This window comes from Allobosea psychrotolerans, assembly GCF_002917105.1.
Classification (GTDB): Bacteria; Pseudomonadota; Alphaproteobacteria; order Rhizobiales; family Beijerinckiaceae; genus Allobosea; species Allobosea psychrotolerans.
In genome coordinates this window covers 89,694-114,806 of the sequence record NZ_PQFZ01000012.1, presented here as the reverse complement: position 1 = coordinate 114,806, position 25,113 = coordinate 89,694, and the positions used below count along the sequence as shown (strand labels likewise).

The window sequence follows — 25,113 nt, the reverse complement described above, 5'->3', positions numbered from 1 at the left end:
TCGGGTGAGTTCATTTCAGTAAGGCGGTCGCAGGACGCTCCGCGCATAGACCCGCTCGACCGGCTCATCGAGATCGCGCCCGGCGCGCTCGAAGCCCTTGCGCCAATCGGCGATATGCCGGCTCATCCAGAGCGCCGCCTGCGCGGCATCGCCGGCCTTGAGCGCATCGATCAGATGACGATGCGCCGCGACGAGCCGCCCCGCGCCTTCGGGAACCCGCCGGACGATCAGCTCCGTCGTCGGGAAGAACAAAAGCCCGGCCGGTTCGCGCGCCAGTTCGAGCACGCGATTGCGCGTCGCCTTCGCCAGCAATTGGTGGAATTCGGTGTCGAGATGGGAGAGGCGGGCAGGATCGTCCTGCGCCGCTTCCGCCTGCGCCTGATTGGCTTCCAGCAATGCGATGATTGCGGCATCGGCATTCTCGGCCGCCTGCTCGGCGGCCGCGATCTCGAGCACGCGCGCCGTGGCCCAGAGCTCGCGGAAAGTGACCTCGTGCAGGATCAGCGCCCGGCTGATACGGGAGGACAGGCCGCTATAGCGCGGCAGGCTGGCATAAAGCCGCCGGTCCGCGCCGCGCCGCACCAGCCCGCTTTGCTCCAGCACGCGGATCGCCTCGCGCACCGTCGAGCGGTTGACGCCGAACTGGGCGCAAAGCGCGGCCTCCGTCCCAACGCTGTCGCCCGGACGCATGCGGCCCGACATGATCTCGCGCTCGATCGCATCGGCGACCAGCTGATAGGCGGACGCCACCTCAATCTTGTCGAAGCGTTCGAGGGCGGCGACCATCTTCATTCCTTGCCGAGCATTACCGAGCGACGCTTGTCCCTTTGTCCGACAAAGTCAATGTGCGGAAATTCCCTGACGAGCCTGCCAAGATTTGAGTTTGTCGGACAAAGTCGAACTCGTTAGCGTCGCCGCCAGCGGGCGGCGTTTTTCCAAGAATGAGCCCTACATATTCACCCCAGGAGGGTCCGATGCCCGAGGCCTATATCGTCGCGGCGGCGCGCACCGCCGGAGGGCGCCGCAAGGGCCGCATCTCGGGCTGGCACCCGGCCGATCTCGCCGCCGTCATCCTCGACGCGCTGATCGCCCGCACAGGCGCCGATCCGGCGCTGGTCGAGGATGTGATCATGGGTTGCGTCGGCCAGGTCGGCGAGCAATCGACCAATATCGCGCGCGGCGCCGTGCTCGCCTCGCGCCTGCCCGAAAGCGTGCCGGGCGTCTCGATCGACCGGCAATGCGGCTCCTCGCAGCAGGCCCTGCATTTCGCCGCAGCCACCGTGATGTCGGGCCAGATGGATGTGGTGATCGCAGCCGGCGTCGAATGCATGACGCGGGTGCCGATGACGCTCTCCTCCGAATTTCTCGCCAAGGCGGGCTATGGCGAGGCCAAGAGCCCGCGACAGCAGGCGCGCTATCCCGACATCGTCTTCAGCCAGTTCACCGGCGCGGAAATGGTCGCGCAGAAGCACGGCTTCAGCAAGGACGCGCTCGACGCCTTCGGCTTCCAGAGCCAGCAAAAGGCGATCGCGGCGACCCAGGCCGGGTTGTTCGCCAGGGAGATCGTGCCGATCGAGGTCACCCTCCCCGATGGCAGCCGCGACACGCATGCGATCGACGAAGGCATCCGCTTCGACGTGACGCTGGAAGGCGTGAGATCGGTCAAGCTGATCCAGGACGGCGGGCGGCTCAGCGCCGCGACCGCGAGCCAGATCTGCGATGGGGCCTCGGGCGTGATGGTGGTCAATGAGCGCGGCCTGAAGGCGCTCGGCATCGCGCCGCTCGCGCGCATCCACACGATGACCGTCTCGGGCGGCGACCCGGTGATCATGCTGGAGGAGCCGCTCTTCGCCACCGACAAGGCGCTGAAGCGCTCCGGACTGCGCATCGACGAGATCGACCTCTACGAGGTCAACGAGGCCTTCGCCTCGATCCCGATGGCCTGGCTCAAGCACGTTGGCGCCGACCCCGACAGGCTCAATGTCAATGGCGGCGCGATCGCGCTCGGCCATCCGCTCGGCGCATCCGGCACGAAATTGATGACGACGCTGGTGCATGCGCTGCATCAGCGCGGCAAGCGCTACGGCCTCCAGACCATGTGCGAGGGCGGCGGCCTGGCGAACGTCACCATCATCGAGCGGCTCTGATCACGTTTGGAACCTCCAGCCCTCATCCTGAGGAGCAGCCTTCAGGCTGCGTCTCGAAGGATGCTCCAGCTTGCACGGGAGCCTCCTGGAGCATCCTTCGAGACGCCATTCCCAGAGGAATGGCTCCTCAGGATGAGGGCTCGCGGAGGTGCCAAACGGACTCTAGCCGGCGGACGGAGAATCATCGCCGGCCTTGCCTTCCGGCCGCCGTAGCGTCACCTAAAGGCGATGCATCGCCGTCTCGTCTTCGAGGAGCCTGTCTCGCGCGCCGCGCTGTGGAGCCGGCGGCTGGCCTGGTTCTCGCTCGCGGTCCTGCTGCTGGCGGTGCTGGTGTTCCGGGCGGGCGAGCCGAGCCTGCAGGGGCTCGCTCCGATTGCCGGCGCCTATGGCTTCGTGCTGCTCGCGCTGCTCCTGTCGGTCCTGGCCTTCATCCGCATCTGGCAGTCCGGCCATCGCGGCGTCGGCATGGCGGCGCAGGCTTTCGCCCTCGCCCTCCTGCTGCTCGTGCCGGCGGGCTATGTCGGCTTCGAGCTCGTCACGCTGCCGGCCCTGAACGACATCTCGACCGATATCGACGACCCGCCCGCCTTCAGCCGCTCGCGCGTCGCGCTCGATGCGCGCAAGGGCCGGGTGCCGCCCGATGTTTCGCCCGAGCAGCGGCGGGCCCAGCGCCAGGCCTATCCCAAGACCTTGCCGATCATCCTGGAGGTGCCGGCGGAGATGGCTTTCGACATCGCCCGGCGCGCGGCGCTCAACCGTGGCTGGCAGGTGCTCGAATCGGCGCGGCCGGGCGGGCGCAGCGGAGCCGGCCGCATCGAGGCGGTGGCGCGCACGCGCCTGCTGCGCTTCTCCGACGACATCAGCATCCGGGTGCGCCCCCGGGCCGATGGCAGCCGGATCGATATCCGCTCGGCCTCGCGCCTCGGCACGCATGATCTCGGCGCCAATGCCGCGCGCATCGCGGCCTTCGCCGAAGAGGTCGAGCTGCTGGTCGAGACCCGCTAGAGTCGCTTTGGAACCTCCAGCCCTCATCCTGAGGAGCAGCCTTCAGGCTGCGTCTCGAAGGATGTCCAGCTGGTTCCGGAACCATCTGGAACACCCTTCGAGACGCCATTCCCGCGGGAATGGCTCCTCAGAATGAGGGCTCGCGCGTTTCCAAACAGGCTCTGAACTCAGATTCGCCGGTAGCGGCTCGTCAGCAGCGGCAGGGCGTCGTCGCAGGAGACGGTGCCGCGCAGGACGAGATCCTCCAGCTGCGCCAGCACCGACAAGCCGGCCGCCCCGTGCAAGGCCGGGGCGAGGCCCTGATAGATCGCCGGCACCATCTCGGCGATGCGCTCGTCGCCCACGCTCAATCGGCTGAGGATCGCCGCCTCGCGCTGGCGGCGATGCTGCACCAGGCCGCGCAGGAGGCGTTGCGGCTCCATGACAGGGCCGCCATGGCCGGGCCAGTAGAGCCGGTGCTCCATGCCGCGTAGTTTCTCGATCGAAGCCATATAGGCCGCCATCGAGCCGTCGGGCGGGGCGACGATGCTCGTCGACCAGGCCATGACATGGTCGCCCGAGAACAGGCTCTCCTCCTCGGCAAGGGTGAAGGCGACATGGTTGGCGGTATGGCCGGGCGTATCGACCGCCGTCAGCGTCCAGCCCGGCCCGGAGACATGGTCGCCATCGCGCATCAGCAGCTCGGGCGCGTAAGCGCGGTCAGCCGCGGCATCGAGCGGGTTCGTCTCGCCCAGCGCCAATTCGCGCGCCGCGCGATGCGGGCCGCAGCCGACAATGCGCGCACCCGTCGCGGCCTTGACGGCGGGGACGGCGGGAGAATGGTCGCGATGGGTGTGGGTGACGACGATGTCGGTCACGGTCTCGCCGGCGACCGCCGCGAGCAGCCGCGCGACATGGGCGGGATCGTCGGGCCCCGGATCGATGATCGCGACCCGGCCGCGCCCGACGATATAGGTGCAGGTGCCGGTGAAGGTCATCGGCCCGCCATTGCCGGCGATGACGCGCCGGACCAGTGGCGAGAGCTCCGCGATCTCGCCCGGCGCGGTCGTGGCCGTCCTGTCGAATTCGATCTCGTCGCTCATGCCGCTGACTCTGCCTCGCCTTGCGATCCGGGCTGCCCATGCGCGCAACGTCCGCGCGCTTGTGAGGCTTTGCCGCATTTCCTATAGACGGGAAAGATGGTCGCGCGGCGCGGCCCTGCTGAACAGGATCCAACGCGGATGGCAGACATGCTCCCCCTTCAAGCTCCCACCCTCGTCAATGCGGCGCTCCCGGCGGTCTCGGGTCCGCGCGCCACGATCGCCCGCAACATCGCGCTCGCCGTCGCCGGCAGCCTGCTGCTGGTGCTCGCCGCCAAGATCAAGGTGCCGTTCTGGCCGGTGCCGATGACGCTGCAGACGCTGGCGGTGCTGGGCCTGGGCGCGGCCTATGGCTCGCGGCTCGGCGCCGCGACGGTTGCTCTCTACATCGCCTATGGCCTGGCCGGCCTGCCGGTCTTCACCAATACGCCCCCGGTCGCGGCGGGCCCGCTCTACCTGATGGGGCCGACCGGCGGCTTCCTCATCGGCTTCGTTCTGGCGGCGGCCGTCGCAGGCTGGGCTGCGGCGCGCGGCGCCTCCCTGACCCGTCTCGTCCTCGGCCTGCTCACGGCCGAGGCGCTGATGCTGGGCCTGGGCTGCCTGTGGCTGGCGCTCGGCGCGCAGATGGCTGGCGGCGCCACAGGCGTCGGTTTCGCCAAGGCGTTCGCCTTCGGCGTTCAGCCCTTCCTGCTCGGCGATGCGCTCAAGGTCGCGCTGGCGGCCTGTTTTGTCGGCACCGGCTGGTCGATGCTCCAGCGTCGCGGCTGAACCGCACGTAGCAACGCAATGCGAAGGCCGGGGGAAACCCCGGCCTTTTTTCATGTCGTGATGTCGAGGATCTGATCCGGAGCGCTCAACCGGCCGGGCGCGAATCGCCGCAGCTCTTGGGCATGTTGAACGGCCGCAACGGCTCGCCGCATTTGTCGCAGGCTGCCAGCATGGTCGCCAGGCCGAGAATGCCGATGATCTGGAAGAGACGCTTACGCTTCATGATGTCGAGACCGCTGCTGAATTGGCCCGCAGCCTACAGGGCCTGAACGCGCTTCGCCATCGCGGAAATGCGCGTAGGCCACTTCGGCGGCCGTGCGGTGCCGGACGTGACAGGAAAAGCTCGATGTTGCCTGGATCACTGTCGGGGCGCGCCGATCGGGATGCGCTAACCCCTTGAAACCAATGGTCGGAGTGGCAGGATTTGAACCTGCGACCCCCTCGTCCCGAACGAGGTGCTCTACCAGGCTGAGCCACACTCCGATCAACTGGTGCCGGGCTTATAGCCAGCGTGGAGCGCGGGCGCAACAGCATCAGAGGCATTGTGATGCCGATTTCTGCAAAGAGATATTCTGCGGCCCCGCGAATGGTTGCGCGCGGCTGCGCCGCGTTCTAGAAGGCGCGGCACGTTGGGGCGTCGCCAAGTGGTAAGGCAGCGGTTTTTGGTACCGCCATTCGGAGGTTCGAATCCTCCCGCCCCAGCCAATTCCCCGCAAAACCTCCAAATCGGTCGCCGAAGTCAAACTGATCGCGATTCAGTGGCGGCTCCGGATGGCGCAGGGCGATCCTGCGCCGCATCAGCCGCCACGCGCGTGGAAAAATCCAGTTTCGGCAGGGTGATCGTTACCCGCAGGCCGCCTTCGGGGCGATTCGCCAATGTGATCTCGCCACCATGCGAGGCGATGACGGCGCGGGCGATCGTCAGGCCCAGCCCGGAGCCACCGGTTTCGCGGCCGCGCGATTCCTCCAATCGCACGAAGGGCTGGAAGACGCGCTCCATCTGCGCCTCGGGAATGCCGGGGCCGTCATCCTCGAACGTGATCGTGAACCGGGTCGGCGTCTCCGCGATCACGACGACGGCGCTGTCGCCGTATTTCACCGCATTGCCGACGATGTTCCAGAAGGCCCGCTTCAGGGCGAGCAAGCGGCCGAGCACGCGGCCATGGGCGCGCGCATCGAGCGTGATCCGGCGGCCCTGATCGGCCTCGTCATCGACGATGGTTTCCAGCACCGAGACGATGTCGATCGGGCGGGCAGCCTCGCTCGTGTCACCACCGCGCAGGAATTCCAGCGTCGAGTCGATCATCCCCTCCATCTCGGAAAGGTCGGCGTCGACGAGATCGCGCGTCGCCTCGTCCTCGAGCAATTCGGAGCGCAGGCGCAAACGCGTGATCGGCGTGCGCAGATCATGCGAGACGGCGGCGAGCGCCTGGGTGCGCTCGGCGACGAGGCGCTGAATGCGCTCGCGCATGGTGTTGAAGGCACGCGCGGCGCGACGGACCTCGGCCGGACCGGATTCATCGAGCGGCTGAGGCCTCTGGTCGAGGCTGAAGCGCTCGGCCGCGATGGCGAGATCGCGCAAGGGCCGCGTCGCCCAGCGCAGCAGCAGCACGGCGACGACGATGATGCCGATGCCGAGGCAGATCATGACGGTCATCAGCCCGTCATCGCCATGCTGCGCCGCGCCTGCCGTCGACGAGAAATTCACCCAGGAGCCATCCTCGAGCCGGACCGAGACCAGCATCATGTGGCGATAGGCCTCGGCCTCGCCCGAACGGAGCGCGCCGTCATCGGCGAAGCCAAGGCGGAAGGATTCGGCTGCGAGATCAGGCACGAGCTCCTTGAGCCGGGCTTCCATCGCCTTCGTGCGCTCGGTCGCCGGCGCCGTGCCCAGAACGAGGCTGACCTTGCTCCAATGCACCTCGAGGCTCGCGCTCGACAGGTCATGGGCGACGCGGTCGCGCTCCGGCTCCTGCGGAATGCTGGCGATGGCGCGCTTGATCGAAACGATGCGCTCGGCGAGGCCGCGCGCGCTCTGCTGCGTCGCCTGGCTCTCGACGCCGATATGATAGGCCCAGTAGCCGGCGAGATGGAAAGCCAGCAGCGCCACGACAAGGACCAGGATGGCCCGGCTCGCCACCGTGTCGGGCAGACCCCGTTTCAGCATGTTCCTCACGCCGGCTGCCCTGCGCGCGACCTGACATCGGGCGTGAAGATATAGCCCGCTCCCCTGACCGTCTTGATCAACTGGCCGCCCTGGGCGTCGGCTTCCAGCTTGCGGCGCAAGCGGCTGATCTGGACGTCGATCGTCCGGTCGAAAGGATCGTCGCTGGTCCTGGCCTTGGCGTATTGCATCAGAACCTCGCGCGAGAGCACGCGGTTGGCATGCTCGACGAAGACGACGAGCAGGTCGAATTCGCCTGTTGAGAGATCGACCAGCGTGCCCGAGGGCGAGACCAGTTCGCGGCGACGCAGATCGACGCTCCAGCCGTCGAAGACCACGAACTGGCTGACTTGGCCGGCATCCGCCTTGCGCGTCGCCCGGGCGCGACGCAGCACGGCGCGCACCCGCGCCAGCAATTCGCGCGGGCTGAACGGCTTGGTGACGTAGTCATCCGCACCGACCTCCAGGCCCAGGATGCGGTCGCTCTCCTCGCTGCGGGCGGTCAGCATCACGATCGGCACCTGCGAGGTGGCGCGGATATCGCCGCAGAGTTCGATGCCGGAACGACCCGGCAGCATCAGATCGAGAATGACGAGATCGATCGCCGTATGCGCCAGGATTTCAAGCATCACGCGGCCATCCGGCGCGCCCGTCACCTGATAGCCGTGACGCTGCAGGAAGCGCGCGACCAGCAGGCGGATCTGCGGGTCGTCATCCACCACCAGGACATGGCCGTGGTCGTCGGCCGCTGCTGTGACGGGTGTCTGATCCAAATCCGGCTATCCCTGCCCTGGCGTCAGCTTCGCATGATCCGCCGGAAGCGAAGAGCTCCCGGCCTCACTTGCAGGATAGCGCTACTCGGCACCGCGCGCGCGGCCGGCATCGCAACAATTTGTAACGGACGCGGGCCGGGGCCGGTTGCTACCCAGAGCCATCGACGCTCAGGACATGCCACCCCGCGATGCGCCCGAGAGCCGGATGATTTCGGATGGGATCACAGAGTGACCCCATCCGAAATCTGAATCCGTCTCTCAATCTTAAGAGTGAGAGCAGGATCAATGCGAAAAACCGGTGCCCACTTTTTCGCTTCCTGCTCCGGACTGCTCCTCATCACTTCGCTCGGACTGGCGCTCGGCGCCTGCTCGGCGGCGCCTGTTCCGGCCTATCTGGCGCGCCCGGCCGATCCCGATATCCGCGTTCCGGCACTGGCCTATCAGAGCGTCAGTGCCGGGTCGGCCACGCTGCGTCCGGCAGAGCCCAAGGACTGGCGCGAACTGAACCGTCAGGTCGGTCCGCGACCATGACGAGAACCGCCTTGCCCATCCCTGCCCCCACCCATGCGAACCGGATTTCCCGCCTCGCCTTGCTGGCCGGCATCGCCGCCCTGCTCGGCGGCTGCGCCAGCTTCTCGCCCGATGGCGGCGTCGGTACGGCGCAAACGATCGCCTTTTCCGAATTGAACAAGGATGTCGTCAAGATCGGTGACGACGCCTCCGCCGGCAGCGCCAAGGCGCGGGTCGACAAGCTTATGAAGGCGCCATTGACGGCTGACAGCGCCGTCCAGATCGCGCTGCTCAACAATCGCGGCCTGCAAGCCGCCTTCAACGAACTCGGCATCGCCGAGGCGCAGATGGTCGCGGCCAGCCTGCCGCCCAATCCGCGCTTCGGCATCTCCAAGCTTTCCGGACGGTTCGAGATCGAGATCGAGCGCCAGGTCGCGGGAAGCCTGCTCGCGCTCGCCACCTTGCCGGCGCGGGCGGAGATCGCGCGTGATCGCTTTGGCGCAGCCCAATTGCGCGCGGCCGAGGCCGTGCTGAAGCTCGCCGCCGAGACGCGGCGGCAATATTATCGCGCTGTCGCAGCCAATGCCCAGGCAGCCTTCTTCCAGGAGGCCAAGGCCTCGTCCGATGCGGCCTCCGAATTGTTCAAACGGCTCGGCGAATCCGGCGGCATCAACAAGCTCAACCAGGCCCGCGAATTCGCCTTCGACGCCGAACTCGGCGCACAGCTCGCGCAAGCCAGGCTGCAGCAGCGCCAGGAGCGCGAACGGCTGGTGCGCCAGCTCGGCCTCTGGGGCGATGACCTCAGGTTCAAGCTGCCCGGAACCTTGCCGGCCCTGCCGCCGCTGAAGACCGTCAAGGCTGTTGAGGCCGAGGCGCTGCGCAAGCGCATCGATGTGCAGGTCGCGCGTGCGGAACTCGATCTCCTCGCCAAGTCGCTGGGATTGACGCAGGCGACCCGCTTCGTCAACGACATCGATCTTCTGGGGCGACGCACCTATGATCGCGGCCGCAGCGTCCTGGCCGATGGCGATGTCGAGCGCGAGGCCAAGCGCAGCCGCACGCTGGAGCTCGAAATCGAGATCCCGCTCTATGATTTCGGCCAGTCGCGCGTCGTCCAGGCCGAGCAGACCTATATGCAGGCCGCCAACAAGCTCGCCGAGAAAGCGGTCAATGTCCGCTCCGAGGCGCGCGAGGCCTACACCGCCTATCGCGGCTCCCATGAGATCGCCCGGCAGTACCAGAGCAATGTGCTGCCCTTGCGCAAGATCATCCAGGACGAGGCGCTGCTGCAGTATAATGGCATGCTGATCGACGTAACCCAGCTCATCGTCGATGCACGCGGCCGCATCCTCTCCAATGTCGCTGCGATCAACGCCCGGCGCGATGTCTGGATCGCGCATACCGACTTCAAGCACGCGATCATCGGCGGCGGGCTCGGCGCAGGCGGCGGCGCCGTCGTCGCCTCGGCCGGCGGCGGCGGCGATGCGCCGGCACACTGACCCTAGAGCCGGATCCGATCAGGTCGGAACGACCTGATCGGTGAATCCGTCTCTCATCAAGAAGTTAGAGCAGGATCAATGCGAAAAACCGGTTCCCACTTTTTCGCATCCTGCTCTAGCGATAGGACATCGACATGACCGCATTGTCACGCAGGGGGTTCATCGGCTCGTCGGGCCTCGTCCTCGCCGGCGCGGCCGCCGTCTCCGGGCGAACCGCCTTCGCCGCGGTGCCGGAAGCGCCGACCATGGCGGAAGCCTCGACGCAGGCGCCGCTCGTCCCGACATCGGGGCCGGACTACCAGCCGGTCGCGACGCTGAACGGCTGGACCTTGCCCTGGCGGATGAAGGAGGGCTGGAAGGAGTTCCATCTCGTCGCCGAGCCGGTCGAGCGCGAGCTGGCGCCCGGCATGAAGGCCTTCCTCTGGGGCTATAACGGCCAGTCGCCGGGACCGACGATCGAGGCGGTCGAGGGCGACAAGGTCCGCATCTTCGTCACCAACAAGCTGCCGGAGAACACCACCGTCCACTGGCACGGCCAGCGCCTGCCCAATGGCATGGACGGCGTCGGCGGCTTGACGCAGCCGCATATCCCGCCCGGCAAGACCTTCGTCTACGAGTTCGAGCTCCGGCGCTCGGGCACCTATATGTACCACCCCCATTCCGACGAGATGGTGCAGATGGCGATGGGCATGATGGGCTTCTTCGTGGTGCATCCGAAGGACCCGGCCTTCCGCCGCGTCGACCGCGACTTCGTCTTCCTGCTCAACGCCTTCGACATCGAGCCCGGCTCCTATGTGCCGAAGGTCAACACCATGCTCGATTTCAACCTGTGGTGCTGGAACAGCCGGGTCTTTCCCGGCATCGACCCTTTCGTCGTCGGCCTCAACGACAAGGTCCGCATCCGCTTCGGCAACCTGACCATGACCAACCACCCGGTCCATATGCATGGCTACGAGTTCAAGGTCTCCTGCACCGATGGCGGCTGGGTCGATCCTGCCGCCGCCTGGCCAGAAGTTTCGGTCGATTGCGCGGTCGGCCAGATGCGTGCCTTCGACTTCGTCGCCGACGAGCCCGGCGACTGGGCCATCCATTGCCACAAATCGCACCATACGATGAACGCCATGGGCCATTCGGTGAAGACCTATATCGGCGTCGGCAAGAAGGACCTGGCCAAGCGGATCGCCAAGATCGCGCCCGGCTACATGCCGATGGGCTCGAACGGCATGGGCGAGATGGGCGGCATGGAAATGCCGCTGCCCGACAACACCTTGCCGATGATGACCGGCTTCGCCCAGTTCGGCCCGGTCGAGATGGGCGGCATGTTCTCGGTGGTGAAGGTGCGCGAGGGGCTGGCGAAGGGCGACTACAAGGACCCCGGTTCGTACAAGAACCCGCAAGGCACCGTCGCCTATGAATATAGGGGCGCAGGCCTGACCGAGGCGCCGCGCGCGCAGCCGCTCGACGCCAAGGCCGTACCCGGCGCCAAGGTCGAGCCGGCGGAGTGGCGGGTCAAGGATCCGCGCAAGCCCAGGCTCGGCCCGGATGGCAAGCCGCTGTCCGCTGCAAAGAACCCGCATTCCAACCACTGACCCGAACCGCCGGACAGGAGCGAACGCATGAAGCCGATGATGCCGATACCGAAACTGGCCGCGCTGGCCCTGCTGCTCTCGGCCGGAGCGGCTCTGGCTGGTCCAGGCGCTGCCGGCCACGGCCATGGTCATGGCGACGAGGCCGCCTATGGCAAGCCCGGCGACCCGAAGAAGCCCGCCCGCCTCATCCAGATCTCGATGGGCGAGCGGGACGGCAAGATGCAGTTCATTCCCGACAAGATCGAGGTGCGCCGCGGCGAGCAGGTCAAATTCCAGCTGCGCAACAATGGCGAACTCGACCATGAACTCGTGCTGGCGACGCTCGAGGAGAATCTGAAGCACGCCATCGAGATGCAGAAGAACCCCGACATGGAGCATGACGACCCCAACGCCAAGCGCCTCGCGCCGAAGAAGACCGGCGAGATCGTCTGGCAGTTCACCAAGGCCGGCGAGTTCGATTTCTCCTGCCTGATCCCCGGTCATCGCGAGGCCGGCATGACCGGCAAGGTCGTCGTCAAGTGACGACTGCTGTTCCGAAACCAACCATGGAGACCATGATGCGCAGACTTCTCACGATCGCCTTCGTCAGCCTCGGCCTTGCCGGGGCGGCGCTTGCGCAGGACGCTCCGCTGGTGAGCGCGACGGTCAAGAAGGTCGATACCGCCCAGGGCAAGATCACCCTCGATCACGGCCCGATCAAGAACCTCGACATGGACGGCATGACGATGGTGTTCAAGGCCGCCGATCCCGCCATGCTCAAGGATGTGAAGGCCGGCCAGAAGGTGATGTTCAGCGCCGACCGGGTCAATGGCCAGATCACGGTGACGAAGCTGCAGAAGGCGAAGTAATACCAACGGGCTTTGGCGGGGACTCCGCCGTCATTCCGGGGCGATCCGAAGGATCGAAGAGGCGTCGCGGCTGTGGCGAAAGGCGCGGGGAACCCTTCTCCTGCATCGAAGTCGGGTATACCCGACTTCGATGCAGGAGAGGGTTCTCTGTCGAGGCTCCATCGCCATTCAAAATGAGAGAGGGTTCCCCGCGCCCGGCCGAAACACCGCAGCGCACAGTCGCGCTCGGGCGCTCGGGCAAGGGCTCGCGGAGTTTCCAAATAGTCCCTAGGCAGGCAGCGTCGCATCCTCGTGGCAGGCGCAGTCGGCTTCTTGCCGCGCCTTGCGCTTGGGCTTGCCGGGCACTGGCGCGAGCGACGCGGCCGGGTCGGCGAGATCGGCAAGGATCGGGCAGTCGGGGCGGCCGTCGCCATGGCAGGTCCGGGCGAGATGCGAGAGCGTGCGCGCCATCGCCTGGAGCTCGGCGATCTTGGTTTCAAGATCCTGGACATGCTTCATCGCGACGCTTTTCACATCGGCGCTGGCGCGGCTCTTGTCGCGCCAGAGCGCCAGCAGTTCGCGCACCTCCTCGATCGAGAAGCCCAGATTCCGCGCCCGCTTGACGAAGCGCAGCGCATGCACGTCCTCATTGGCATAGACGCGGTAATTGGCCTGGGTGCGGATCGGCGCCGTGATCAGCCCGATGCTCTCGTAATAGCGGATCATCTTGGCGGTCACATTCGAGGCCTTGGCGGCTTGTCCGATGTTCATGGCCCGTCTCCTTGCTATCCAAACCTCAAGCGTCACTCGGCCGGCGCGAGTTTCGCTGCGGTGTTTTGCAGCGGCGCCGCGGCTGCGCCACTGCCGAAGCGCCTCAGCCGCAGCGCGTTGGTCAGCACGCTGACGCTCGACAGCGCCATGGCAAAGCCTGCGAACATCGGCGACATCAGGATGCCGAAGGCCGGATAGAGCGCGCCGGCGGCGACCGGGATCAGCACGATGTTGTAGCCGAAGGCCCAGGCCAGATTCTGGCGGATATTGGCGATCGTCGCCTGCGACAGGGCGATCGCCTTGGCGACGCCGTTGAGATCGCCCGACATCAGCACGACATCGGCGCTCTCGATGGCGATGTCGGTCCCCGTGCCGATGGCAAGGCCGACATCGGCCTGGGCCAATGCAGGCGCGTCATTGATGCCGTCGCCGACGAAGGCGACCTTGGCGCCGCCGGCCTGGAGGGTCTTGACGACCTCGGACTTGCCGGTCGGCAGGACTTCCGCCACGACCTCGTCGATGCCGAGCCGTGTGGCGATGGCGTTGGCCGTGCCCTTGTTGTCACCGGTGATCATCACGACGCGCAGGCCGAGCGCGTGCAGCGCGGCGATGGCTGCGGGCGTGGTCTCCTTGATCGGATCGGCGACGGCGATGATCGCGGCGAGCTCGCCGTCGATCGCGGCATAGAGCGGCGTCTTGCCGGCGGCGGCCAATCGCCCGGCCTGATCGGCGAAGGCTGCGAGATCCAGGCCCAGGCGGCGCATCAGGCGGTCGGCGCCGACCTCGACCGCCCGGCCCTCGACCTTGGCCTTGACGCCGAAGCCGGGCTCGGCGGCGAACTCCGCCGGCTCCGCCAGCGCGAACCCGCGCAAACGAGCCGCTGCGACGATCGCCTCGGCGACCGGATGCTCGGAGCGCGCCTCGACCGAAGCGACCAGGCGCAGCACCTCGTCCTCCGCGAAGCCCGGCGCGACCGAAAGGTCGGTCAGTTCGGGCCGCCCCTTGGTCAGCGTGCCGGTCTTGTCCAGCGCCACGATCCTGGCGTCCTTCAGCGATTGCAGCGCCTCGCCCTGGCGGAACAGGATGCCGAGTTCGGCTCCCTTGCCGGTGCCGACCATGATCGAGGTCGGCGTCGCCAGCCCCATCGCACAGGGGCAGGCGATGATCAGGACCGCGACCGCGTTGACCAGTGCGAAGGCGAAAGCGGGACTTGGACCGAAAGCCAGCCAGGCGGCGAAGGTCAGCAGCGCCAATGCGATAACGGCGGGCACGAACCACATCGTCACCTTGTCGACGAGCGCCTGGATCGGCAGCTTCGAGCCCTGCGCGGCCTCGACGGTGCGCACGATCTGGGCGAGCAGCGTGTCGGCACCGACCTTGCGCGCAATGAAGCGGAACGCGCCGGTGCCGTTCACGGTGCCGCCGGTCACCGTCGCGCCCGGCTCCTTGCGCGCCGGGATCGGCTCGCCGGTGATCATCGCCTCATCGACATAGGAGAGGCCCTCGAGGACCTCGCCATCGACCGGAATACGCTCGCCCGGCCGCACGATGACGACGTCGCCCGGCACCACGGTCTCGATCGCGACATCGATCTCGGCGCCATCGCGCAGCACGCGGGCGGATTTCGCCTGCAGCGACATCAGGCGGCGAATGGCCTCGCTGGTCTGGCCCTTGGCGCGCGCCTCGAACCAGCGCCCGGTCAGGATCAGCGTGACGATGACCGCGCCGGCCTCGAAATAGGTGTAGTCCGTGCCGTCAGGCAGCCAGTCCGGCGCGAAGGTCGCCACGGTCGAGTAGAGATAGGCTGCACTGGTACCCAGCATCACCAGCGAGTTCATGTCGGGCGCGCCGCGCAGCAGCGCCGGCCAACCCTTGCGCAGGAAGCGCAGGCCCGGGCCGAACTGCACGAAGCTCGCGAGCAGGAACGAGATCACCTTGATGTTGAACTCGCCGACCTTCCCCGCCAGAAAATGATGCAGCGTCTCCGAGAGATGCATCCCCATCTCGAAGACGAGCAGTGGCAGGGTGGCGATGGCCGCCGCGATGACGGCACGACGCAGGCCCGTCTGCTCGATCTCACGCGCCTGGCGCTCGCGATCGGCCATGTCGATGCCGGCCTGGATCGGCTCGGCGGCATAGCCGGCGGCCGTCGCCGCAGCCGCGAGCCGGGAGGCGATGTCGGCTCCCCCCAGCACGCGCACGGAAGCCCGTTCGGTCGCCAGATTGACATTGGCATCGAGCACGCCGGGCACGGCCTTCAGCGCCTTCTCGACACGGCCGACGCAGGAGGCGCAGCTCATGCCGGCGACGCTCAGCTCGACCGTGTTCTCGGACGGCTCGTAGCCGGCCTTGCGGATGGCCGCGCCAATAGCTGCCGGATCGACCTTCGCCGAGGACAGGATGACATGGGCCCGTTCGGTCGCGAGATTGACCGCGACCGACTCCACGCCCTCCACGGCCGCGACCGCGCGCTCGACCCGGCCGACACAGGAGGCGCAGCTCATGCCGCCGACAGGAATGTCGAGCTGCGCGCTGCGCCCAGCCGTGGTCTTCAGAACCGTGTCAGTCGCCATGACGTCACTCCAGACTTATCTGGCGAGAGATATGCTCCTTCCCATAATGGGAAGGTCAAGAGCCTCTCGCCAGCCTAGAGCAGGATGCGAAAAAGTGGGCACCGGTTTTTCGCCTTGACCCTGCTCTCCCCCTTAGATGAGAGCCGGATGCCGCAGGCGCATGCGCGGTCGAGGTTTCGCCGCCTCAGGCTGCGCTGACGATTGGGAAACCGCGGATCTGCTCGCCGACTTCGCTCTTGATGGTCAGGCGCGCATGCGTCGCATCCTTGATCTTGCCGCTGGCGATCAGGGTCGCGGGCGCCTGGCCCGGCTCGGTCGTGAGGTTGCGGATCTGGTAGTCCTCGGCGCGCGGGCCGATCGCCTGCACGACCACGCTCTCAGCCGGAGGCGGCGCGACGACGGCCCCGCCTTTCAGGAAACTGATCTCCCAGCGCGTCTCGTCCAGGCGCTTGACCTCGACATCGAGCCCGCCATCGAGGGAGACCAGCGCGCCGCCCTGGCTGCCTAGCTTCGGCGGCAGCACTGCTGCGCCGGGCAGGAGCGACTCGCGGGTATGGAAATGCGTGCCGTGAACCACGCGCATGCGGACGCGATAGGCGCCTTCGACATGGCCGCTCGCCAGCACCGAGGAGGCGTTTCCGCTGGCCGAGATCGCGAGCGGATGAATCCGGCCCTGGGTGTCGATCGCATCGACTTCGACCTCGTTCAGCGGCGGCGCCTTGTAATCGGGCACGCCGGCCTCGCTGAAGACGATTTCCCACTGCCCGGCATCGCGCGCGACGATGTCCACCATCTGACCGTGGCCCATATGGATCGATGCTGGCTGCGACATGTTCGGTCTCCGCTTCATTCGCGCCGGCAGGCCCATCCCGCCGGCTTGGCTATCGCTCCGCGCCAGGGGCGTCGGAGGAATCGGGGCGTCAGAGGAATTTCGTGACCGCCTTGAACTCCTTCAGGAGCTCGCGCGCATCTGTGGGGATGTGGCCGGCCGCCTCTTCCAGGCAGTGGTCGATATGCTCCTGGATCAGGATCTTGCGCGCATTGGCGATGGCGTTTTCGACGGCCTGCAATTGCTGCGCGATCTCCAGACAGGAGCGCACATTCACCACCATCTCGATCGTCGAGCGCAGATGGCCCTCGGCCCGCTTCAACCGGGTGATGATCTCCGGATGGCGGTGATGGTGGATTTTTTCGTGCGGTTCGTTTTTCATATTGATCCTATCCCCCTGGAGGGGTTATAGCCAATCACAACGGCTGGCAAGTGGAAGCTGGATTCAAGCTCTCGCGAGCCTCAGCTGAAAGGCCAGCGCTCTCGCTGGCATGGCTTGAGCTGGATTGATGTCGATGACCGATGCTCCTCATGGCTTGACGCTCGCTTTGCTGCCCGACGAATCCGGCGAGCAGCATAAGGCCGCGCGCCAGTTCTGCCTCGACGTGATCAAGGAATTCTACGGCTTCGACTATCGGGCCGACTGGCATGCCGACCTCGACTCGCTGACGCTGGGGCCGGAGCAATCCTGGTTCAGCGCGCGCAACCGTGGCGCATTCTGGACATTGAGCGCCCCGGACGGGTCGCTGGTTGCGGCGGCCGGCCTGTATTGCCTGACATGGAAGCCGAAGCTGGCCGCAGCCTTCGCGGCGCGTTATCCTGACCCGGAACAGGTCACGCAGCTCGTTCGCGTCTATATCCGCAAGGACCAGCGCGGCCGCCAGATCGGACGCTGGCTCAACGCGCTCGCAGAAGCCGAAGCCAGGCGCCTGGGCTTTGCGACCCTCTATTTGCACGCCAGCGCCGACACGGCGGCGACGATCGGCTTCTGGCGGGGACGCGGTTATGCCGAGATCGCCAGCGACGAGGCCACAACCCATTTCGACAAGAGCTTGTCGAACACAGCAGCTTGATCGGGCAAGCGCCGGCACAGGTCCAGGCGCCTCCCCGGGATCAAGAAGACGAGGACAGGAGGCCAGGAGCCCTCGACCAGAGCCGGTTGGACCGGCCGGTGCGGCGGCGCAGCATCTTGTCCGGATCTGAGGAGCACTGTCGTGCCGTCATTCACCGAACTGCTGGCCCAGGGGGCCAGCAACGCCTGGCTGTTCATCCCGAGCGCGATCCTGCTCGGCGCGCTTCACGGCCTCGAACCCGGCCATTCCAAGACGATGATGGCGGCTTTCATCGTCGCCGTGCGCGGCACCGTGTTCCAGGCCGTGCTGCTCGGGCTCGCCGCGACCTTCTCGCACACGCTGGTTGTCTGGGGAGTGGCTCTGGGCGGCATGTACATCTTCAAGGGCCTCGATCCAGAGACCACGGAGCCCTATTTCCAGCTCGCCTCGGCGGTCATCATCATCGGCATCGCCTCCTGGATGTTCTGGCGAACCTGGCAGGACCAGCAGCGCGCCAAGCAATATGCGCGCGAGGTCGAGGCCTATGAAAAGAACAAGGCCAAGACCGCGCTGTCGCACCGCGTCGATACCGGCCACGGCTTCATGTCGCTGGAGATCCCGCCGGAGAAGCCGGCGCATTTCCGCCTGACCGTCATCAGCGGTGACAAATGGGCCGGCGAATACGTCAAGATCACCACCGAGCGACCCGACGGCACGAGCCAGGTCTTCAGCTTCCTCGACCGCGACGGCTATATGGAATCGGCCGAGACGATCGCCGAACCCTATGATTTCATGGTGCGGCTGAGCCTCGACCATGGCGACCACGAGCATGATTACGACGTCTCGTTCCTCCAGGGCATGGCGGGCGCCGATCCCCTGCACAGCCAGCAGAAGGGCCTCGCCGTCGCCACCGACGGCTATATGGACGCGCATGAGCTCTCCCATGCCAACGACATCCGCAAGCGCTTCACCAATCGCGAGGTGACGACCTGGCAGATCGTCATGTTCGGTTTGACCGGAGGCCTGATCCCCTGCCCGGCTGCGATCACGGTCCTGCTGCTCTGCGTCCAGATCAAGCAGTTCACCCTCGGCGCGGTTCTCGTGCTGTGCTTCTCGATCGGGCTTGCGATCACGCTGGTGACGGTCGGGGCGGTTGCCGCGATCAGCGTCCGGCAGGCGACGAAGCGGGTGAGCTGGCTCTCGACGGTGGCCGGCCGCGCGCCGTATTTCTCCAGCGCGCTGATCGTCCTCGTCGGGCTCTATACCGGCTATCACGGCTGGACGGGACTGCAGGCGCAGCATCAAGCTCCGGCCGCGCAAAGCACGCCAGCCGCCCAGCCTAAGGCAGGCTGAGCGACGCCAGACCGAGCGACGCATTGCATCAGGGGAGCGTCCAGGACGCTCTCCTGATTTTTATCTGGGCCAATACCAACGGCCTTTGATTCCGACTTATGGCTGAGGTTTTGTCGTCATTCCGGGGCGATCCGAAGGATCGAGCCCGGAACCCAGAACCGATGCCGCCGCTTGAAAAGGCGCGGGGAGCCAGCTCGCTTCACGACGACACGCATCGGTTCTGGGTTCCGGGCCCATGGCTGCGCCATGTCCCGGAATGACGGCAGTGAATAACGCCAGCGCTCAGCGCTCAAGGCCGTCAGTATAAGATCACCCGGTCAGGAAGCGGACGCAGCCGCCCGCTGTGCGATATGGCAGCGCACCAGGTACCCGTCCCCGAGCGGAACCAGGTCCGGCGGCTGCGCGTGGCACATCGGCTCGGCCTGGGGGCAGCGCCCATGGAAGCGGCAGCCATGCGGCGGGTTGATCGGGCTCGGCGGCTCCCCGCCCAGCGCGGCGGCGCCATAAAGCCCGTTCTCCTCCAGCATCGAGGCTGCGATCAGGGCCTTGGTGTAGGGGTGGCGGGGCCGCTCGAAAAGCTCGTCGCGCGGCGCCATCTCGACGATCTGGCCGAGATACATCACCGCGATCCGGTCGCAGAGATAGCGCACGACCCGCAGGTCATGCGAGATCATCAGCAGGGTCAGCGAGAAGCGTTTCCTGAGATCGAGCAGCAGGTTCAGGATCTGCGTCCGCATCGAGGCGTCGAGCGCCGAGGTCGGCTCGTCGCAGACCAGAAAGCGCGGCTTCAGGATCAGCGCGCGCGCGATCACGACGCGTTGGAGCTGTCCGCCGGAACACTCGCCGGGTACGCGGTCGTAGAAGCTCTCGTCGAGCCCGACCTCGCGCAGCATCTCCAGCACCATGGCCCGGCGCTGGCCGCGATCGCCCATGCCATGCGCGCTCAGCGGCGCATCGAGGCTGTGGCCGAGCCGCATGCGCGGATCGAGCGCTCCGAACGGATCCTGGAAGACGAGCTGCGCCAACTTCCTGAAATCGAGCAATTCATGGCCGCGCAGCTGCGCCACATCCTTCCCGGCGATCCTGATCGAGCCGCTGTCGGCACCGGTCATCCGAACCAGCAGCCGGGCAATCGTGCTCTTGCCGCAACCGGATTCGCCGACGAGGCCGAGCACCTCGCCCTCGGGAATCGACAGCGAGACATGATCGACCGAATTGACCACGCGCCGGCCGCCCGGCCCCCAGCCGGCGACAGGATAGGTCTTCACGAGATCGTCCACGACCACGAAGTGTGGCGGCTCCCGGTGCAAAGCCCCTTCCCCCTTCGGTGAAGCTTGAGCAAACGATGTCGCGCTCATGCCCTGTGCTCCACGACAGGCATCGCCGGAGCGGCATTGACGTTCCAGCAGCGCGCCTTGTGCTGGCCGCTGCAGCATTGCAGGCTCGGCTCGGCGCTGCAGCAGGCATGCGCGTGCTCGGACGTTGCCGCGACGCTGCAGCGAGGCTGGAAGCGGCAGCCGCTGGCGATGTCGCGTGCCGAGGCTCCGCCACCGGGGATCGAGATCAGCGCGCCGGTCTCGTCCCGCTGCAACAGGGAGCAGCGGATCAGCGCCTTGGTATAGGGGTGACGCGGGGCGTTCAGGACCTCGCGCGTCGGTCCTTCCTCGACGAGGCGTCCGGCATACATCACTGCGACCCGCTCCGAGAGCGCGGCCACCACGGCAAGATCATGCGTGATCAGAAGCACCGCCATGTCGCGCTTGCGGCGCTGCTCGTCGAGCAGGCGCAGGATCTGGGCCTGGACGGTGACGTCGAGCGCCGTGGTCGGCTCGTCGGCGATGAGCAAATCGGGATCGGCGCTGAGCGCGGCCGCGATCATCACGCGTTGCGCCATGCCGCCGGAAAGCTCATGCGCGTAGCAGCGCAGCCGCGTCTCCGGCGCAGGAATGCCGACCTCGCGGAAGAGCGCGACGACCCGCTCCAGCGCGGCCTCGCGGCTGAGACCGCGATGGATGCGCAGGCTTTCGGCGACCTGATCGCCGACGCGGCAGGTCGGATCGAGCATGGCAAGCGGCTGCTGGAAGATCATGCCGATGCGGCCGCCGCGCAGCGCATTGAGGGCGGCGGGCCGCATCGCGCCGACATCGTCGCCACCGAAGTGGACCGAGCCGCCCGTGATCGCAGCCGAGGGCGGCAGCAGCCGCAGCACCGACAAGGCGGTGAGGCTCTTGCCCGAACCGGATTCGCCGACGAGCGCCACGACCTCGCCGCGCCTGATCTCGAGGTCGAGGCCGTCGATGACGGGGCGGGTACCTGTCCCGATCCTGACCCGCAGCCCCTCGATCGCCAGCAGCGGCTCGACGCCGGGCGCAGCCACAGGCTGAAGATTCACGGCTGGACGCATCTCGGTCCCGATGGCGGCTGGTGCGATCATGCCTGGTCTCCCGCCGTCTTGCGCTTGGTCTCCAGGCCCTGGCCGATCCAGGTCACGCTGAGCGCGGTCAGGAAGATCGCGAGCCCCGGACAGATGACGAGCAGCGGCGCGCGCTCGAGATAGGGTTGGGAGCTCGCCATCATCGCCGCCCAGTCGGCATGGGGCGGCTGGACGCCGAGCCCGATGAATGACAGGCCGCCGACGGTGATGAGCTTGTGGCCGAAGCGCAGGAACCCCATCGCAGCCAAAGGCCGGATCGCATTGGGGATGATGTGGCGCAAGATGATGAAGCGGCGCGAGCAGCCCAGGATCTCGGCCGCCCGGATATAGGACTTGGCATTGATCTCGATGGCGAGCCCGCGCGCCAGCCGGGCGAAGGGCGTCCAGCTTACCACCGTCAGCGCCACGATCAGCGTGCCATAGCCCGGCCCCATCAGCGCGATCAGGAAGATCGCCACGACGACATCGGGAAAGGAGATCAAGAGATCGACGATCCGCATCGTCATCTCGTCGACGAGGCCGCCCTGGCGCGCGCTGATCACCCCGATCACCGTGCCGATCACCGCCGACAGGACCAGGGTCACAGCTGCGATGATGATGGCGAAATGGCCGCCGACCAGGAGGCGGCTGAGCTGGTCGCGGCCGAGATGGTCGGTGCCCAGCCAATGCCGGCTGCTCGGCCCCTGCAAGCGCTGCAGCAGGCTCTGTGCGGCAGGATCATAGGGCGTCAGCCAATGCGCGCAGCAGAGCAGCAGCAAGACGATGGCGAACATCACCACGCCGGCGGAGAAGACCCAGTGCCGCTGGCGCGCGAAGCCCAGCGCGCGGCGCATGATGGAGGGGCGCGAGGTAGCCCTGTTCGCGACCTCGAAGAGCGGTGCGGCCATGGCGTCAGGCATGCGCATGGGCCATCCTCACCATCGGATTGAGCACCGCATAGAGAATGTCGGCGAGCGTATTGATCAGCACCGACAAGGCAACGATCGCGACGAAACTCGCCTGCAGCACCGGAACGTCCTTGTTGATCACCGCCTCATAGATCAACCGGCCCATGCCGGGGATGGCGAAGATGACCTCGACCACGACCGAGCCACCCAGCAAGCCGGCAAGCCAGAGCGCGAACAATGTGACCACAGGAATGGCACCGTTGCGCACGCCATGGCGCAGCACCGTCTGCGTCATGCCCAGGCCCCGGCTGCGCGCCGCGGTGATGTAGGGCGCTTGCAGCACGTCGATCATCGCCGCGCGCGTCACGCGGGTGAAATAGGCCAAGGGCCGCAACGCCAGCACCAGTGCCGGGAGCACCAGCGACGACATGCCGTCCCAGCCGGCCGAGGGCAGCCAGCCGAGATAGAGCGCAAACACCAGGATGCCCATTGGCGCCATCCAGTATTCGGGGATCGCGACCAGCGTCTGGGTGATGAAGGTCGCGGCGGTGTCGATGGGCCCGCCCGGCCTCGTCGCCGCCGCCGTGCCCAGCGGCACCGCGATGACGATGGCGATGCCTAGCGCCGACATTGCAAGCGTGATCGAGACGAGCAGCGCGCGGCCGATCTGGTCGATCACCGGAGCGCGGCTGGTGTAGGAATAGCCGAAATCGCCATGCAGCGCCGCGTTGAGCCAGCCGAGATACTGCGCGAGCAAGGAGCGATCGAGCCCAAGCTGATGGCGCAGCGCCTCGACCGCGGCCTGGTCAACCTGGAAATCCGCCACGCGCGAGCGCAGGACCAGCACGGCCGGGTCACCGTCGCTGAGATAGGGGATCAGAAAGGCGAAGACCGACACCACCAGCAATGTCAGCAGGAGAACGGCCAGTCGGCGGGTAACGAAGAGCCACATGGCAGGTTCCTCTCCGCAGCGATGCTAAAAGTCCGGAGCATTGCTCCTGCGAAAAACCGGTGCCCGGCTTTTCGCGCGATGCCCTAGTGTTTGCAGCGGAGGCGTCCGCGAGAATCGCAAACGCCTCCAGCCTTGGCGAAGCGGCAGCTCACTCGAGTGCGAGTTCGGGCGTCAGCGTATACTGATACAGCGGATGGATCTTATAGTTGCGGACCTTCGTGCTGTAGGCGTCGTTGGCGGCCTCGTGGATGACGAAGATGTTCACCGCGTCGTTCTGCAAATCCTGAGCCAGTTCCGCATAAACGGCATAGCGCTTGGCGGGGTCGGCCTCGCCGGCGACCTTGGCGAGCTTTTCGTCGAACTTGGCGTTGCAGTAATGCGACAGGTTGTATCCGCCGCCGCAACCATAGTCCGATTGCAGATATCCCGCAGGATCGGCGACATCGACCAAGTGGCTGCGCGAGAGCAGCGCCAGGTCATACTTGCCCGCGATCATATCAGGCTCCAGCGCCTTGTATTCGGCGACGCGGATATTGGCCTTGACGCCGATCGCATTGAACTGGTCCTGGAGGATCGCCGCGAGATCCTTGAACTCGATCTTCTCGACATAGGCGAAGAGATCGAGCGTCAGCGAGCCCGGTTTGATGCCGGCTTCTGCCAGGAGGGCCTGCGCCTTCTTGGGATCATAGGCGGCAGGCTTGGCGCCCTTGGGAGCCCAGGGCTCGGCCGGTGCGAAGGGGCCGACAGCGGGCTGCACCGAGCCTTCATAGACGCTGGCCGCGATGCCCTGGAGATCGAGCGCCATCTGCAGGGCCCGGCGGACCTTGGGATTGTCGAGCGGCGCCTTCTTGGTGTTGATCAGCAAGGTGCTGGTGCGCGGCGTGGCGATGGTCTCGATCTTGAGGCCTGCGGTCGACTTCAGGGTAGCCAGCGTCGAGGCCGGGACCGCCCCGCCGACATGGGCCTCGCCGGTGCGCACCTGCGTGGCGCGGACATTGGCGTCAGGGATGAACTTGATCTCGACCTCCGCCAGCTTGACCGCCCCGCCCCAGTATTTGTCGTTGCGCTTCAGCGACATGCCTTGCTGGCCGTTGACGCGCGTGATGACGAAGGGGCCGGTGCAGGTGCCGACAGGGTCGATCTTGCCGTCCTTGTAGGCCGCCGGCGAGAGGATGCCGGTATTGGCCGCAGCCAACCGCAGCGGCGTCAGCACGGAGGCGACGGGCGTGGTCACGCGCACCGTATCCTCGTTGATCGCCTCGACCGACTTGATCAGCTTGGGCGAGAACGCGCGGGCCGGCGCGGTGACCTTGAGCACCGCATTGAGCGCGGCAGCGGCGTTTGCCGCCGTCAGCGGCTGGCCGTCCTGAAAGCTGACGCCCTTGCGCAGCGTGAAGTCCCAGGCGTCGGGAGCGGTTTGCGTCCACGAGGTCGCGAGCGCAGGTTTCAGCTTGCCGTCGAAATCGATGCGCGTCAGCATTTCCAGGCAGCCCGCCTTGGACAGCACGTTGGCGTCGTCGGTTTCGAGCGCGAAGCCGGCGCGCGGCGGGAAATTCTCGGCGATGACGAATTTGCCGCCGCTCTGCGCGAAAGCCGCACCCGCAACGCCCAGAGTGTAGAGGAAGGATGCAACAAGCCCTACTCGCGTGATCATGCTGACGACTCCGTTGTTGTTCGCTGTTCCCGTCTCGCCGACTTGCTCTCGCGATATCGAAGGAGCGCCCGCAAAGGTCGCCCGCCGAGTCTGCGATGCAGTCGATCTGATATGTTATAACATTAACGTACGATAGCTCTCCCGCATGTCTTGCCGGGCCGGCCCGCTCGTTTTCGTGGACGGCTCAGTCGTGCGAGCCGTCCGCCTTGTCGCAATTCGAAGCCCAGCCAGGGGCCCCGTATTGTAT

General features: G+C 66.6%; 24 protein-coding genes and 2 tRNA genes. 11 read left to right on the top strand and 15 right to left on the bottom strand.

Translation table 11 applies throughout. The features are described from left to right. Window positions 1–15: 15 nt before the first annotated feature. On the bottom strand, window positions 16–786 hold the full coding sequence (locus CYD53_RS19555; RefSeq protein ID WP_103719809.1) for a FadR/GntR family transcriptional regulator: 771 nt from the start codon (window positions 784–786) through the stop codon (window positions 16–18). Window positions 787–974: 188 nt separating this feature from the next. Between CYD53_RS19555 and CYD53_RS19550 the strand changes: the two genes are divergently transcribed. After that, complete coding sequence (locus tag CYD53_RS19550) at window positions 975–2,147, top strand: acetyl-CoA C-acetyltransferase (protein ID WP_103719746.1); 1,173 nt, start codon at window positions 975–977, stop codon at window positions 2,145–2,147. Window positions 2,148–2,375: 228 nt separating this feature from the next. Further along, window positions 2,376–3,152 (top strand): DUF1499 domain-containing protein, encoded by a 777-nt coding sequence (locus tag CYD53_RS19545; protein WP_103719745.1) that lies wholly within the window; start codon window positions 2,376–2,378, stop codon window positions 3,150–3,152. A 167-nt stretch (window positions 3,153–3,319) separates the two neighbouring features. On the opposite strand, the gene CYD53_RS19540 is transcribed toward CYD53_RS19545, so the two are convergent. After that, entirely contained in the window at window positions 3,320–4,234 is a 915-nt protein-coding gene (locus CYD53_RS19540; RefSeq protein WP_103719744.1) for an MBL fold metallo-hydrolase, read from the bottom strand. 147 nt (window positions 4,235–4,381) lie between these two features. On the opposite strand from CYD53_RS19540, the gene CYD53_RS19535 reads away from it, so the two are divergent. Next, a complete protein-coding gene (locus CYD53_RS19535; protein WP_103719808.1) occupies window positions 4,382–4,999 on the top strand; it encodes a biotin transporter BioY in 618 nt (205 codons plus the stop codon). 85 nt (window positions 5,000–5,084) lie between these two features. Here CYD53_RS19535 and CYD53_RS30375 read toward each other — a convergent pair whose 3' ends face one another. Continuing rightward, window positions 5,085–5,222 (bottom strand): hypothetical protein, encoded by a 138-nt coding sequence (locus CYD53_RS30375; protein WP_181011943.1) that lies wholly within the window; start codon window positions 5,220–5,222, stop codon window positions 5,085–5,087. A 183-nt stretch (window positions 5,223–5,405) separates the two neighbouring features. After that, window positions 5,406–5,482 (bottom strand) — tRNA-Pro (locus CYD53_RS19530). Window positions 5,483–5,629: 147 nt separating this feature from the next. On the opposite strand from CYD53_RS19530, the gene CYD53_RS19525 reads away from it, so the two are divergent. Then, window positions 5,630–5,704, top strand: a tRNA-Gln gene (locus CYD53_RS19525). Between the two features lie 34 nt (window positions 5,705–5,738). On the opposite strand, the gene CYD53_RS19520 is transcribed toward CYD53_RS19525, so the two are convergent. After that, complete coding sequence (locus CYD53_RS19520) at window positions 5,739–7,166, bottom strand: ATP-binding protein (protein ID WP_103719743.1); 1,428 nt, start codon at window positions 7,164–7,166, stop codon at window positions 5,739–5,741. Between the two features lie 5 nt (window positions 7,167–7,171). Beyond that, window positions 7,172–7,936, bottom strand: a complete 765-nt coding sequence (locus CYD53_RS19515; protein ID WP_103719742.1) for a response regulator — start codon at window positions 7,934–7,936, stop codon at window positions 7,172–7,174. 285 nt (window positions 7,937–8,221) lie between these two features. On the opposite strand from CYD53_RS19515, the gene CYD53_RS19510 reads away from it, so the two are divergent. The 5 genes from CYD53_RS19510 to CYD53_RS19490 all read left to right on the top strand — a co-directional run bounded on the left by CYD53_RS19510 (window position 8,222) and on the right by CYD53_RS19490 (window position 12,382). Further along, window positions 8,222–8,467 carry a hypothetical protein gene (locus CYD53_RS19510; RefSeq protein WP_103719741.1) on the top strand — a complete coding sequence of 82 codons (246 nt, stop codon included), beginning with the start codon at window positions 8,222–8,224 and terminating at the stop codon, window positions 8,465–8,467. 11 nt (window positions 8,468–8,478) lie between these two features. Next, complete coding sequence (locus CYD53_RS19505) at window positions 8,479–9,945, top strand: TolC family protein (RefSeq protein ID WP_245928336.1); 1,467 nt, start codon at window positions 8,479–8,481, stop codon at window positions 9,943–9,945. Between the two features lie 134 nt (window positions 9,946–10,079). After that, complete coding sequence (locus CYD53_RS19500; RefSeq protein WP_103719739.1) at window positions 10,080–11,534, top strand: multicopper oxidase family protein; 1,455 nt, start codon at window positions 10,080–10,082, stop codon at window positions 11,532–11,534. A 27-nt stretch (window positions 11,535–11,561) separates the two neighbouring features. Further along, the gene (locus CYD53_RS19495; RefSeq protein WP_103719738.1) at window positions 11,562–12,056 is read left to right on the top strand and encodes a cupredoxin domain-containing protein; all 495 of its coding nucleotides are present in this window, start codon (window positions 11,562–11,564) and stop codon (window positions 12,054–12,056) included. A 32-nt stretch (window positions 12,057–12,088) separates the two neighbouring features. After that, window positions 12,089–12,382 carry a copper-binding protein gene (locus tag CYD53_RS19490; protein WP_103719807.1) on the top strand — a complete coding sequence of 98 codons (294 nt, stop codon included), beginning with the start codon at window positions 12,089–12,091 and terminating at the stop codon, window positions 12,380–12,382. A gap of 267 nt (window positions 12,383–12,649) precedes the next feature. On the opposite strand, the gene cueR is transcribed toward CYD53_RS19490, so the two are convergent. From cueR to CYD53_RS19470, 4 genes are all read right to left on the bottom strand, one after another. Then, window positions 12,650–13,132, bottom strand: a complete 483-nt coding sequence (gene cueR / locus CYD53_RS19485) for a Cu(I)-responsive transcriptional regulator (RefSeq protein ID WP_103719737.1) — start codon at window positions 13,130–13,132, stop codon at window positions 12,650–12,652. Between the two features lie 32 nt (window positions 13,133–13,164). After that, a complete protein-coding gene (locus CYD53_RS19480; protein ID WP_103719736.1) occupies window positions 13,165–15,705 on the bottom strand; it encodes a heavy metal translocating P-type ATPase in 2,541 nt (846 codons plus the stop codon). Between the two features lie 184 nt (window positions 15,706–15,889). Then, a complete protein-coding gene (locus CYD53_RS19475; RefSeq protein WP_103719735.1) occupies window positions 15,890–16,537 on the bottom strand; it encodes a hypothetical protein in 648 nt (215 codons plus the stop codon). Between the two features lie 88 nt (window positions 16,538–16,625). Beyond that, window positions 16,626–16,916 (bottom strand): metal-sensing transcriptional repressor, encoded by a 291-nt coding sequence (locus CYD53_RS19470; protein WP_092174564.1) that lies wholly within the window; start codon window positions 16,914–16,916, stop codon window positions 16,626–16,628. 133 nt (window positions 16,917–17,049) lie between these two features. Between CYD53_RS19470 and CYD53_RS19465 the strand changes: the two genes are divergently transcribed. Further along, window positions 17,050–17,607 carry a GNAT family N-acetyltransferase gene (locus tag CYD53_RS19465; protein ID WP_181011942.1) on the top strand — a complete coding sequence of 186 codons (558 nt, stop codon included), beginning with the start codon at window positions 17,050–17,052 and terminating at the stop codon, window positions 17,605–17,607. A gap of 141 nt (window positions 17,608–17,748) precedes the next feature. Beyond that, window positions 17,749–18,939, top strand: coding sequence for a nickel/cobalt efflux protein RcnA (locus CYD53_RS19460; RefSeq protein ID WP_103719733.1), 1,191 nt, complete (start codon window positions 17,749–17,751; stop codon window positions 18,937–18,939). 317 nt (window positions 18,940–19,256) lie between these two features. On the opposite strand, the gene CYD53_RS19455 is transcribed toward CYD53_RS19460, so the two are convergent. From CYD53_RS19455 to CYD53_RS19435, 5 genes are all read right to left on the bottom strand, one after another. Continuing rightward, complete coding sequence (locus CYD53_RS19455) at window positions 19,257–20,297, bottom strand: ABC transporter ATP-binding protein (protein WP_103719732.1); 1,041 nt, start codon at window positions 20,295–20,297, stop codon at window positions 19,257–19,259. Then, entirely contained in the window at window positions 20,294–21,343 is a 1,050-nt protein-coding gene (locus CYD53_RS19450) for an ABC transporter ATP-binding protein (protein WP_103719806.1), read from the bottom strand. Before CYD53_RS19450 ends, CYD53_RS19455 begins: the two co-directional genes overlap by 4 nt. A 26-nt stretch (window positions 21,344–21,369) precedes the next feature. Then, complete coding sequence (locus tag CYD53_RS19445) at window positions 21,370–22,272, bottom strand: ABC transporter permease (protein WP_425428323.1); 903 nt, start codon at window positions 22,270–22,272, stop codon at window positions 21,370–21,372. Next, window positions 22,265–23,212, bottom strand: coding sequence for an ABC transporter permease (locus CYD53_RS19440; RefSeq protein ID WP_103719731.1), 948 nt, complete (start codon window positions 23,210–23,212; stop codon window positions 22,265–22,267). Before CYD53_RS19440 ends, CYD53_RS19445 begins: the two co-directional genes overlap by 8 nt. Before the next feature lie 148 nt (window positions 23,213–23,360). Next, window positions 23,361–24,866 carry an ABC transporter substrate-binding protein gene (locus tag CYD53_RS19435; RefSeq protein ID WP_103719730.1) on the bottom strand — a complete coding sequence of 502 codons (1,506 nt, stop codon included), beginning with the start codon at window positions 24,864–24,866 and terminating at the stop codon, window positions 23,361–23,363. Window positions 24,867–25,113: the final 247 nt, after the last annotated feature.